Below are 12,681 nucleotides of genomic sequence, written 5' to 3' on the forward strand. Positions count from 1 at the left end.
ATGCTTTATCTGTCGATAGCGCTACAACATCTTTTACACCACACGCTAATGCGGCATGAATAACATTTTCAGCACCATCTATGTTTGTACGAATACATTCTGTTGGATTGTATTCAGCGGTATCAACCTGCTTAATTGCTGCTGCGTGAATAATGACATCTACACCTTCACACGCTTGCGTTAAACGTTCTTTGTCGCGAACATCACCAATAAAAAAACGCAATTGCGGGTAATCGTATGCTGGGTATTTTTGTTTTATTACAGATTGCTTTAATTCGTCACGCGAATAGATGATTATTTTTTTTACATCTGGGTAGCGCGCTAAAATAGTTTCTATAAATTTTTTACCAAATGAACCTGTACCACCGGTGATCAAAACTGTTTTATTATTTAACATAATTTTTCCTTGACTCTATTTCCAAATGCCTTTTGTATCAACCAAATAAGCAGTGTTTATTTTATTAAATTTAAATTCTTTATGATCTACCAATAACAAGTGAATATCTGCATTCTTTTTTGCATTATTAAATGTAGATAACTCAAATGTCATTATATTAAATGGTAGTTCTTTTATATTAGGCTCTACAGCAATAACAGTCCCTGAATGTAATTCAGCTACTTGCTTTGTAATATTTAAAGCTGGGCTCTCACGCAAATCATCTATATCAGGCTTAAATGCTAAGCCATAGCAAGCAATAGTCACGTCTTTTGCTGCTTTAGTTGGATTAGCTTGTAAATAATCAGCAATAGCAATTTTAACTTTATTTATTACCCATAACGGTTTTCCATCATTCACTTTTCGAGCCGTATGAATTATTTGTGCTTCATCCGGTGTTTTGCTAACAATAAACCAAGGATCTACTGCTATACAGTGTCCACCTACTCCCGGACCAGGTTGTAAAATATTAATACGTGGATGACGGTTAGCTAGAGAGATAAGCTCCCACACGTCTATATCTAGTTTCTCGCAAATTATTGAGAGTTCATTAGCAAATGCAATCTGTACATCGCGGCATGAATTTTCAGTTAACTTTGCCATTTCAGCCGTGCGAGCATTTGTTATTACGCACTCACCTTGAACAAATATTTTATAAAGCTCTACTGAACGGGCTGAACATTTGGCTGTCATGCCGCCAATTACGCGGTCGTTTTCGACCAATTCACGTACTACATGACCTGGCAATACACGTTCAGGGCAATGCGCTATATTCACATCAGTATTTTCACCGGCTTGTTGTGGGAATGATAAATCTGGGCGCGCTGCTGCCAACCATTCAGCCATTTGTTCCGTAGCACCGACTGGTGAAGTAGACTCTAGGATAACTAAGTCACCTTTTTTAAGCACTGGCGCGATAGCTTCACTCGCTTTTTTAATATAACTTAAATCAGGCTCAGGTATTGCTGAGTCATTTTCTGTATTTAAAGTGCTTTTGAATGGTGTTGGTACGGCTATTAAAAATGCGTCAGCAGGTTCAGGTGTAGTCGTTGCTTTTAAGTACCCTTCAGTAACTGCAGCATGAACAATCATATCTAGATCAGGCTCTACTATATGTATTTCACCACGATTAATAGTGTCAACTGCATGTTGATTTACATCAACCCCAATTACCTTTACTTTTCGTGATGCGAACATGGCTGCAGTTGGTAGGCCAATATAGCCCAAACCAACAACTGAAATCGTATTAAATGACATGGTGATCCTTTTAAATAGGCTCTATAACTTTAATTTTAAATCTTTTAAAGCACGCCCTATTTATGTATTTTTAAGTTTTAGAGTTTATTTTTTATAATATTACAACGCGATATAAAATCGCTGCTACAAGTTAATTTTTTGCAAGAATATCACAAATCCGTTGGCACGCTTTACCGTCACCATACGGGTTATGAGCGCGGCTCATTGTTACGTATGATTCGTCGCTGGTTAATAGCTCATTTAATGCTGATGTTATTTTAGCTATATCGGTGCCAACCAATTTTACTGTACCCGCGTCTACTGCTTCAGGGCGCTCAGTTGTATCTCGCATAACTAATACAGGTTTGCCTAAACTTGGTGCTTCTTCTTGGATACCACCTGAGTCTGTTAAAATAATATGCGACCGATTCATCAAGTACACAAACGGTAAGTATTGTTGAGGCTCTATTAAGTGCACATTATCAACGTCTTTTAATATACGCTTTACAGGCTCTTGAACATTTGGATTTAAGTGTACAGGGTAAAGTATTTGGCAATCTGGGTGCGCTTTAGCTATTTGCGCTAATGCCTCACAAATTCGCTCAAATCCACCACCAAAGCTTTCGCGGCGGTGGCCGGTAACTAAAATAAGCTTTTTGTTTTCATCAAGCATTGGGAACTGACCAGCTAACGTATTACTTAAATCGGTGTCATTTTCTATTTGTTGCTTAACGAGTAATAGCGCATCAATAACGGTGTTACCGGTCACGAATATATTTTCACTCGCGTAGTTTTCTTTTAAAAGATTAGTTTTCGAAGTTTCTGTTGGCGCAAAATGAAGCTTTGTTAAAGAACCGGTTAGTTTACGATTACCTTCTTCTGGCCATGGTGAATAAATGTTACCTGTACGCAAACCAGCCTCAACATGCCCTACTGCTATTTGTTCGTAATACGCTGCTAAGCTTGCTGCAAACGTTGTTGCAGTGTCGCCATGGACCAGTACTACATCGGGTTTGAATTCTTTTAGTACGGGAGTGAGCTCTAGTAGAATACGGCTGGTTATTTCTGGTAATGTTTGCCCAGCTTTCATTAAGTTTAAATCGTAGTCGGGCGTGATTTTAAATAGTTCAAGAACTTGGTCTAGCATTTCACGGTGTTGCGCTGTTACACAGCATTTTGATTCAAAGCGCTCATCTGCGGCAAGGGCATGAACCAGTGGTGCCATTTTAATAGCTTCAGGACGGGTACCAAAAACCGTTAATACTTTCACTTTTATATCCTTTAATAAATTTAATTCAGCAATTAGCGTAACCAGGTTTAGTTACATTTGTGTTTCAACTGGAGATGAGCGAGGAACTTAAAGTTCACTATTTTACGTTCAAAACATCCGAACATTCACACTTTGAGTAACATGTTGAACCTTAGGAAATTGCATTTTAGCAATTTAATATCTCAATCATTTAATTAACCACTGAGACACTTTTTTCTAAAATGAGACAGTCAACTTTAACTATCTCATTGTAATACCTTGTTTTTGTACTTTTTATAAAAAGTGCCCAATAGGCCCTATATTTTAATAAACAGTTAAAAATTATTTATCACTTTTGTATTCGTAGTTGTAGTACCCGTAATAGCCGTATGCATTACTGGCTTTTTTAACAACACCGTTAAATACCACGCCTTTTACATCGATACCATTTTGTTCAAAGCGATTACGGGTTAACTCTATTTCTCGCACATGATTTTGCCCAAAACGCGTTACAAGTAATGTAGTGCCCGTATGCGCACTTACAATTGCGGGGTCGGTTACTGCAAGTATTGGAGGCGTATCAATAATTATAATGTCGTAAGCAGCGCTTACTTCTTCAACTAATTTACTAAAGTTACTATGCATTAATAGCTCAGAAGGGTTTGGCGGTATTTGACCGCGCGTTATAACACTTAAACCTTCAACCTTAGTTGGCTTAGTAACTTGCTCTAGGTTTAAACGACCTGATAGGTAGTCACTTAAGCCATCGTCCCACTTTAAACCAAACTGAGTTTGTAAGTAGCCTTTACGCATATCGGCATCAATAATCAGTACTTTTTTACCGCTTTGTGCAAGCACACTTGCTAAGTTGACCGATATAAACGATTTACCCACACTTGGGCTTGGGCCCGATATAGCAATAATGTTGTTTTTAGCTTCCATCATCGCAAAGTGCAGGCTCGTACGCAAACTACGTAATGCCTCTATAGCTAGGTCGGCTGGGTTATCTAGCGCTAATATACTTTTAGGTTTATTAACTTTGTTTTTACGGGCTCGCTCGGCAAAGCCACTTAGTTTATCTTGATAATCAGAGTGCGGTACACTTGCGTATACTGGTAGGCCTAGCGCTTCAATTTCTGCAGGGTCTTCAACCCCTTTATGCATTGCTTTTTGTATAAGTACAATTGCCACAGCTAACATACCACCTAGCATAGTAGCCATTACCACTATTAATGCTTTTTTAGGTTTAACTGGCTTACTGGTATTTACCTCGGCGTAGTCAATAATACGTACGTTACCTACAGTACCTGCACGAACGATATCAAGCTCTTGTGTTTTGCTAAGTAACAATGTGTAAATTTGGTTGCTTACCTCAACATCGCGCTTTAAGCGTAGTAGCTCTTGTTGAGTTTCTGGTAGGTTACCTACCTCACCAACTAGCTCTTGCTTTTGGCTTTCAACCGCCTGAATTTGCTCAAGCATACCTTGGTATGTTGGGTGGTCTTTTTTGAACTTACGGCCAAGCTCTAAGCGTTTTAGGTTTAGCTCTTGTAACTTGGTTTCAAGCTTTACAACTTGCTCAAGCACGCCTTGTGTTTCAAGTGTTATGTTTATTGATTGGCGTTTAATTTGGTAGTCGTTAAAGCGTTGCTCTGCGTATTCAAGCTGCTTTTTAATTTCAGGTAATTGTACTTCTAAAAATTCCAGCGACTTTTGCGCTTCAGCACTATTACGTTCTACGTTACGGCGTACATAAATAGCCGCTACTTTATCAAGTACTTTTTCAGCGTAGCTTGGTTTAGTGCTTTGTAAGCTTAAGTTAATTATGCCTGAGTCTTTGCCTTTTTCGCTTGCACCAATTGCAGTTTGTAGGTCTAAAATAGTATTAAGGCGATCTTTACGGGTAATTGTAAACTCTGTACCAGGGCGGGCATTTAAAGTACGAATGGTTAAGTTAAATTTACCGTTTGTAAGCTCCTCGCCCACTTTACCAGATAGTATTTGCTCGCCGTCACCATTTAAAAGTGCAAGGCTATTGTTAGCTTGTGCTACCAAAGTAAATGTTTGATTTACTGCTGTACGTGGTACATCAAACCTAAATACATTTATGCTCTCACCGCCCCATGCGTAGCTACTTGCACCAAAGCTTGGCTCAGCTAAGTCGCCATCTTCCATTGGGGTAAAAGTACGATAAGCGCGACTACCTATAAACGGGAATAGTTTAGGCTCTGCTATAACATCAAGCTTTAAAGTGTCTACTGCCTCGCCTATTATACTGCGCGACTTTAATAGCTCTATTTCGGTTACTGCAGCCGATGTACTTTCAAACATGCCTGCCATATCGTCAAAACCAGGAACTGATGCACCGCCGTCTTCAACTTGTATCATGGCTGTTGCTTGGTAAACAGGGGTACTTAATACTGCATAAATAACACCTACAAACATAAACAGCGCAGTTACGGCTACTATAAAATATTTACGATCGAGCAGTGCGCCTAGTAGCGCCATTAAATCAATTTCTTGCGTTGGTTGCGTGTTATTTGTGCTTTTATTATTAGCGCTACTAGCGCTGTTATTCGGCTGGGTATTCATTAAATTAGCCATTCCTTATAAATACTTTTGCCAAGCGCTACATGCGCTGTCGATTAATGTGTAAACGTGTTCAAAAGCCTCTTGGCTTTGGCGGTAAGGATCTGGTATTTCGGCGTTATTAATCCATTTACCGAGTAAAAACGTTTTTCCGCGCGCCTCTGGGTAGCGAGCATGTACGTCGTTTAAATGGCGTTCTTCCATTACGAGTATTACGCTGTTTTGCGCTACTAAACTTGATGTAAGCTGTTGCCCTTGGTGAGCATCCATATTAACGCCATGTGCAAGTGCTATTTGCTTTGCTTTTGCATCTGCTGGTTTGCCTTCAAGCGCAGTTAAGCCAGCAGACGATACTTTAATATTTTTGCCTTCAAGCTTTTGCTTTAAAACATACTCACCTGTTGGGCTACGGCAAATGTTACCTGCACATACCACTAAAACTGAATCAAACATTTTTAAAAACCCTTAGTTTGCAGTTATATCGTCAACACTATCTACAGTAGCAATTGACGGTAATAGTAAGCTTATTACACGATTCCAACGGGCAAGTGGTGCCGATGTTACATATACAATGTCGCGCGGTTGTAGTTCAAACTGCTCAGCTAGTACCATTGCCGCTATATTTTTAGCATGTAATTGGTATACGTTTGCAATAATACCGGTTTGCTCTACGTCACTTTTTCGCAGTACAAATACACCGTTAGCGTCGGCTGTATTTTCGTTTAAGCCGCCCGAGTCGCTTAGCGCTTCGGCCAAGTTTAAACCATAACGGTTAAGCGTTACTGAACCTGCTTTTTTAACATCACCTAATACAAATATTTTTTGTGAATCGTTACGATTTACATGCACTATGTCGCCATGTTGCAATAAACGATTTTGCGAAATGTCACCATGGGCATAAAAGTCATCAAGTTTAATAACTTCTGTTTTATCGCCACGGGTAAATGTTACTGTGCGCCAATCGGCTGCATCTGTTAAGCCGCCTGCTTGGTTTAGGGCATCAATTAAGGTGAGTGGAATTTCGGTTACTGGGTATACGCCAGGTTGTTTTACTTCGCCGGTAACGTAGGTTTTTTGGCTTCTAAAGCCCACTACTTTTACGTCTACTTGTGGGTCTTCTATTACTCGGCTTAGGCGTTTTACAAGCTCGTTGCGCACTTGGCTTATTGTTTTACCTGCTGCGGGTATATTTGGTGCGTAAGCGTAAGTAATGGTGCCGTCTCGTTGTACTCTAAAGCCGTCAAACTCCGCGGTACGTTGTACTGCTGCGGGTATTGTTAGCTCTGGGTGGTCCCATACGCCTATTGTTAGTACGTCGCCAACACCTAGTTTGTATTCGTAGTTACTTACGTTTAAACCATCGGTGCTTGAAATTGGTTTAGCTGCTATACGCGCTTGATTTTGTTTATTTATTAGTAGCGAGTCTATTATTTGAATGTTTACTTTTTCGAGATCTTGTTCGAGGTTTTGTGTTTGCTCGCCTGAGTCTATACCTTCAAAGTGGCTGCCTGGTACTATTGTACAGCCGGTCATGCTTAGTATTGCGAGTATTGATGCGAGTGATTTACAGCTTAACGCCATTGTAGAATCCCAAAATTATTTTAAATATTGCACTTACTCACCAACCTTGGTGAGCACTTGTATTTTAGCCGACTAATTAAAGCATGTGCACTATTGTGAATCAATAGCCTTTGCTTTGTAAAAGCTTTGTTACTAAGTTTTTAATTAGCACAGAAATTATATCAGTATTTTCATAAGGTCTTTATGAATAAATTTAATTGATAGCCGTTTTTAGTAAAACACTTAACGCATTCATCACCAATTGTACAAAGAGAAGTGAATTAGAGTAGATGAGATGCGACTTAAATATAGAGATTACGAGCTTAGCTCGTCACGCCAGCAAGCTGCGCGTCTACAAGTGACTAATCACGGTACCAAACTTTACTAGTAGGCGTAGAGCTTGCTCACGCGAAAAGCGAAGCTTTTAACCTATTTCTGATTAAATGAGCAAACACTCAAATATAGAGGTTACGAGCTTTGCTCGTCACGCCAGCAAGCTGTGCGTCTACAAGTGAACTTAACCATGTAGCTTTAAGTACTTTAGGCACGCTTCCGCCCTTAGGTTACAGTTCCTAGTCACTGATATAAAACTATTTTTTCGCGGCATAAAGCCGCTGCTACGTTTTTAGTTATTATTGCTTAATATCTTTATTATCTACACTTACTTCAATTTTTTGATTGAGTAAGCTAATTAGTAAAATACTGCGCAAGTCGCCGTCTGGCTCTTTGTATATTGCTTGTATATTACTAAATGAATCGCTGTTAACACTTACTATATCACCTGTTTTTGGTATTTTTGATTCTATAGTATGTGCACGTTCATTTTTTAACTGGTCAATTATGTGCTTAGAAACCAACTGATAATTTACCCCATAAGAAACAAAACCACCTATTCCACGGGTATTTTTTACAGCAGAAAAGTTACCATTTTTTGATTCAAGGCATACAAATAAATAATTAGGGAATAAAGCGGTGTGTTTGACTGTCCGACGACCTTTAACCAACCTTTCGGTAGTTAATTGGGGGTAAAACGCTTCAATCCCTTGATTTTGCAAGTTAGTTTTAGCTCGCTCTTCTTGCTTAGGTTTGCATACGACTAAATACCAACATTCCATAGTAGCCCTTAATACACAACTAAATTGCAAAAAATACAATTACAAACTAAACAACGGCGGCATTATAGCCAACATAGAGCCTCTATGTAAATAAGCCTTAGTGGTTAATAGCCACTCACTTTAATTAATATTGTTATTGAGTTTAAAGGGAGTAAAGGCTTTAACGCTAGTTTAGTACCTATAAAGCAATGTTTAGATTGGGCCAAACAAAAGTTTAGCCGCGAAAATTTATTAAAAACATTAATTAATATTTTTTAATAAATATATAAATAAGAGCGCGAAGTAAATTCGCACCTACAGGTTGGTACATGCTTCTAGGTAAGGTTATTAATTTAGCCCAAGCGTTAGTACCTTGAATAATTATGGCTTTACTTCTACCTTAAAATTCAATGTAACAAATTGATGACAAGGAAGCACAATGCAAATACTTCACCACGGAGCGGTTAATGGCGTTACTGGTTCGTGCCACGAGCTGGTAGTTAACGAGCAAACAAGTGTGCTTATTGATTGCGGGTTATTTCAAGGCGAAGACTCTAAAGTCGATCTTTCAATTGAGTTTAATATTACCCATGTTACTGCCCTTATTGTTACCCATTGCCATATTGACCATGTTGGTAGAATTCCTTACTTATTAGCAGCCGGTTTTAAGGGCCCTATTTTTACAAGTATTGCATCGGCCAGCTTATTACCTTTAGTAATAGAAGATGCTTTAAAAGTGGGTGTAACCCGCGACCCTAAAATTATAGCTGCCTGCTTAAGCTTATTAAATAAACGTATAGTTGCTGTAGATTATAAAACGTGGTTTGAACTACCTTGCAAAGGACTCAGTAAAGCTAAAGCGAGGTTTCAGCGTGCAGGCCATATATTAGGTTCTGCTTACGTAGAAATTGATGTTACAAATAGCGATAACAACAAACATTGCGTTGTATTTTCGGGAGACTTAGGCGCGCCATATACCCCGTTACTCCCTTCGCCAAAGTCGCCCTATAAAGCCGATACCCTCGTTATTGAATCAACCTACGGTGATAAAAATCACCAAGGCCGTAAAGAGCGCACTAAAACGCTAAAAAGCATTATTGAACGCGCCGTAGCCGACAATGGTGTTGTTTTAGTACCTGCTTTTAGTATTGGGCGTACACAAGAGCTGCTATATGAGCTGGAGCAACTCATACATAGCTCATCTAAAAAGTCTAAGTGGCGAGACATTCACGTAATACTCGACTCCCCTATGGCAGCCAATTTTACTGAGCAATACAAAAAGTTTAAGCACCTATGGGATAGCGAGGCCAAACGCAAAGTTGCAAACGGTAGGCACCCACTCGATTTTAAAAACCTAACTACGGTTGATTCACACAAAGAGCATTTGGCAATTATTAACTATTTAAGTTCGCGGCAAACACCAGCCATAATATTAGCGGCAAGCGGTATGTGCACTGGTGGGCGTATAGTTAATTATCTTGAGCGATTTTTAAATGACAAAACCACCGATGTATTGTTTGTAGGTTACCAAGGAAACAAAACGTTAGGCCGCGAAATTCAAAAATATGGCCCGCGTAATGGGTATGTTTTTATAAATGATGCTCGCATTACTATAAACGCAAAAGTACATACAATTAGCGGGTACAGTGCCCATGCCGATCAAAACGGATTAATTAAGTTTGTAACAGGTATGCATAAAAAGCCAAGCCATATAAAAATTGTACATGGCGATGATGATGCAAAAAGTGCGTTAGCAGTAAGGTACAAACAAGTTTTAAGTAGAGAGGTAATTATAGAAATTGGAAAGTAGTTTATAACAGTAAATATTTATAGATCTATTTTTACTGTAAGTACAACTTTTGAGTTGAATTAAATGTAATCAAGGTAATTACGCAGTATGTATATCGAAATTTGAAGTGGTAGTCTAAAGTAAATCCCCGTAATAGCTCCTACACCAGTGCTGTGGCTAATAACTTTTAAATAATAAATTAAGTTTACCTAGCACTAAGAAGGCAATTATATTGGTGCAATTGTGAGAGTTCTTCGATTAACTGAATTTTTAAGTGAGCTATCGTCTTAAGCTAAATTATTAACAGCGTGGACTGTCCAGCCACCTTCTCATTTCAAAAATTTAAATTCACTTTGTAAGTAATTACCTAATTTTGTTACTTGCTGAGTAGCGACTTGGGTTATTCAGTTTAGTCACAAAGCTTAAGTTACTATATAAATAATCATTATTGTATTAATCGATGACTCGTTTTATTTTTTCACTATTAAATTTAGGTATTAAAAATAATCACCATGTTAGAGTGACTTTTTGGCAGAGATAACGCTGGCAATTTAAAAGTACGGCAGTACTTAACAGATATTAAACTTTAGTCGAGCAGATAAAATGTGATTTTGAGACAATATTAATCACCCCTTTCTGTCAAGGCTTACTAAATACCAGCTATCGGTATATAACTAAAAAATTTCTATTACCAATAGCTGCAATTTCAAACCGGAGATTCTTCCATTTATTTAACGATTGAGCTTTTAAATATGAATATCAAAATTTTATATTAACGTCTTTCCACACTTTCTAGTTGGTTACTTTGCACCAAACCCCGTTAGCATTGTCCTGATGGTTTTAAATACAATATTAAGATCAAGCCAAAAAGATAAGTGTTTAATATAATAAAGGTCATATGCTAACTTTTCTTTTGTTGAATCCGTATCATCAGCATAACCTTGTACAGTTTGCGCCCAACCAGTTATACCTGGCTTTACTATATGCCTATAGCCATAAAATGGAATTTCTTGTTCAAATAGCTTAACAAAAGATTCTTGTTCAGGCCGTGGGCCAATTAATGCCATATCACCTTTTAGAACATTAAAAAACTGTGGTAATTCGTCAATTCTTACTTTTCGAATCACCTTACCTATGCGAGTTATTCTAGCATGCTCTTCAGTAGCAAACTTATCCTCTGCACAACTAGTTTTTACCGTCATACTTCTGAATTTATAAATTTTAAAAACTCGACCAGCTTGTCCTACACGTTCTTGCGTAAATATAACAGGGCCTCGACTTTCTAATCGAATAGCAATAGCTGTAAGAACCATAATTAAAAGAGTTAGGGGGAGTGTTAAAACAATAATTACAGTCTCCCAAAGGCGCTTAAATATTTGATAAATTGGATTAGGCTGTAAGGTACCAATTGAATTGTCAGATAAATGTTTTATTTGCACCTTTCCATCAATCATCTCTTTGATACTATCCGCATGGAAAACTGGGATGTTATTAAGGCTGCAATCAGCAATAAACTTCTCTTGATGATGAGTAATATTTTTGTGGAGATCAACAACTAAGCCATCCTTAATTGCAGATTGCCTATATGGTTCAGTTAAAAAGTAAACGTCGAGGTTTTCATGGTCAATTAGATCTTGCGTGTCAAAGTTATCTATTACATGTAAAGTAAGCTTTTTATGTCCTGTTCTCAAAATAGTAGTAATAAAAAGCCAAACAAAACTAAAAGCCGCTCCTATTGCTAAAAGATATAAAGAATAATCAAACCGTAATAATAATATTAGAGATAAAGAGATACCATAAACAGAAAATATTACAGGTATTATATAATATTTACGATCAACTAATAGATACTTTGCAACTAAAGGTAAAGCGAATGCCGTTGCCAAATAACTCCCACACACTAAAATAAGCGAGTTTCTAACAGACTCTTCAGATATTGGATACATTGAAGATAAAACAACACATATTGATGTGAAAACGATACCAAGAAAATGGCAAATATATGAATTAGAAAAAAGTTTATTCACGTTGAAATCTTTTGGTTGATAAAAATAATATACATTGACATGCACCATCCTTGTAGAATTTAGCATTAACGGCTTGATTCTCTGAGTATTATACTTGAAGTAGAGTCAGATGAGCAATCTAGCTATAAAAAACTTTGCAATTATTTGTAACCAGAATTATAAATTCTGTGTAAAACCTTTCATCATTTGATAACCATTAGCATGAAATAGCTTAAATAATTGCATAAGAAAGTATGTTAGATTATTTTTTTCTATTTTCTACATACAATTTTTTTAAAGCTGTTCCAGCTTTAATACTTTGCGTGGCTACGCTTCCAAGTACCTCATGTAAGTACTTGGGAGCTAAACCATAACCAGGTCTAATACTTTTTACATTTTCATGTGTAAATAACTCGCCTTCAGCAACATCTTTTACCACATACAGTGAGCGCCTAAATATTGCATTGCCTTTTTCACTCTCTTTTCGCTCGTAATTTACTTTACCAACCGCTTCCCATGCTATTTTAGAGTCTCTACATAATTGTAATAACTCTGGCTTTTCTAGTGAGAAACTATCATCCGGTCCACCACCATCTCTATTAAGCGTTACATGCTTTTCTATTAAGCATGCGCCTAACGCCACTGATGTAATAGCCGTCGTATTATCAATAGTATGGTCTGATAGACCCGTTAATACATCAAAACGTGTGGCCATATCTGCA

10 protein-coding genes are annotated in these 12,681 nt (G+C 37.7%); 1 reads left to right on the top strand and 9 read right to left on the bottom strand.

What is annotated here, in order from left to right; genetic code table 11:
• The 7 genes from QL995_RS21415 to rfaH all read right to left on the bottom strand — a co-directional run.
• The coding region (locus tag QL995_RS21415) for a polysaccharide biosynthesis protein (protein WP_290294594.1) at positions 1 to 397 on the bottom strand (397 nt) is incomplete at its 3' end.
• 15 nt (positions 398 to 412) lie between these two features.
• Complete coding sequence (gene wecC / locus QL995_RS21420; protein WP_290295057.1) at positions 413 to 1,693, bottom strand: UDP-N-acetyl-D-mannosamine dehydrogenase; 1,281 nt, start codon at positions 1,691 to 1,693, stop codon at positions 413 to 415.
• Positions 1,694 to 1,823: 130 nt separating this feature from the next.
• Positions 1,824 to 2,942, bottom strand: a complete 1,119-nt coding sequence (gene wecB / locus QL995_RS21425; protein WP_290295058.1) for a UDP-N-acetylglucosamine 2-epimerase (non-hydrolyzing) — start codon at positions 2,940 to 2,942, stop codon at positions 1,824 to 1,826.
• Positions 2,943 to 3,263: 321 nt separating this feature from the next.
• Positions 3,264 to 5,513, bottom strand: coding sequence for a polysaccharide biosynthesis tyrosine autokinase (locus QL995_RS21430; protein ID WP_290295059.1), 2,250 nt, complete (start codon positions 5,511 to 5,513; stop codon positions 3,264 to 3,266).
• Positions 5,514 to 5,528: 15 nt separating this feature from the next.
• Positions 5,529 to 5,963, bottom strand: coding sequence for a low molecular weight protein-tyrosine-phosphatase (locus QL995_RS21435; RefSeq protein ID WP_007582278.1), 435 nt, complete (start codon positions 5,961 to 5,963; stop codon positions 5,529 to 5,531).
• A 12-nt stretch (positions 5,964 to 5,975) separates the two neighbouring features.
• Positions 5,976 to 7,091, bottom strand: coding sequence for a polysaccharide export protein (locus tag QL995_RS21440; protein ID WP_290295061.1), 1,116 nt, complete (start codon positions 7,089 to 7,091; stop codon positions 5,976 to 5,978).
• A 611-nt stretch (positions 7,092 to 7,702) separates the two neighbouring features.
• Positions 7,703 to 8,185 carry a transcription/translation regulatory transformer protein RfaH gene (gene rfaH, locus QL995_RS21445; RefSeq protein WP_290295062.1) on the bottom strand — a complete coding sequence of 161 codons (483 nt, stop codon included), beginning with the start codon at positions 8,183 to 8,185 and terminating at the stop codon, positions 7,703 to 7,705.
• 418 nt (positions 8,186 to 8,603) lie between these two features.
• Between rfaH and QL995_RS21450 the strand changes: the two genes are divergently transcribed.
• On the top strand, positions 8,604 to 9,974 hold the full coding sequence (locus QL995_RS21450) for an MBL fold metallo-hydrolase (protein WP_290295063.1): 1,371 nt from the start codon (positions 8,604 to 8,606) through the stop codon (positions 9,972 to 9,974).
• A gap of 779 nt (positions 9,975 to 10,753) precedes the next feature.
• Here QL995_RS21450 and QL995_RS21455 read toward each other — a convergent pair.
• Both QL995_RS21455 and QL995_RS21460 read right to left on the bottom strand, forming a co-directional pair.
• Complete coding sequence (locus QL995_RS21455; protein WP_024589829.1) at positions 10,754 to 11,980, bottom strand: exopolysaccharide biosynthesis polyprenyl glycosylphosphotransferase; 1,227 nt, start codon at positions 11,978 to 11,980, stop codon at positions 10,754 to 10,756.
• 241 nt (positions 11,981 to 12,221) lie between these two features.
• On the bottom strand, positions 12,222 to 12,681 hold a 460-nt coding region (locus QL995_RS21460; RefSeq protein ID WP_290295064.1), incomplete at its 5' end, for an N-acetylneuraminate synthase family protein.

Origin of the sequence: Pseudoalteromonas sp. APC 3358, from assembly GCF_030408075.1 — a bacterium.
GTDB classification, from domain to species: domain Bacteria; phylum Pseudomonadota; class Gammaproteobacteria; order Enterobacterales; family Alteromonadaceae; genus Pseudoalteromonas; species Pseudoalteromonas arctica.

Bases quoted from the DNA above. Each gene is read 5' to 3' on its own strand.
- QL995_RS21430 (WP_290295059.1), bottom strand. From the start codon at position 5,513: ATGAATACCCAGCCGAATAACAGCGCTAGTAGCGCTAATAATAAAAGC.
- rfaH (WP_290295062.1), bottom strand. From the start codon at position 8,185: ATGGAATGTTGGTATTTAGTCGTATGCAAACCTAAGCAAGAAGAGCGA.
- QL995_RS21440 (WP_290295061.1), bottom strand. From the start codon at position 7,091: ATGGCGTTAAGCTGTAAATCACTCGCATCAATACTCGCAATACTAAGC.
- QL995_RS21450 (WP_290295063.1), top strand. From the start codon at position 8,604: ATGCAAATACTTCACCACGGAGCGGTTAATGGCGTTACTGGTTCGTGC.
- wecC (WP_290295057.1), bottom strand. From the start codon at position 1,693: ATGTCATTTAATACGATTTCAGTTGTTGGTTTGGGCTATATTGGCCTA.
- QL995_RS21435 (WP_007582278.1), bottom strand. From the start codon at position 5,963: ATGTTTGATTCAGTTTTAGTGGTATGTGCAGGTAACATTTGCCGTAGC.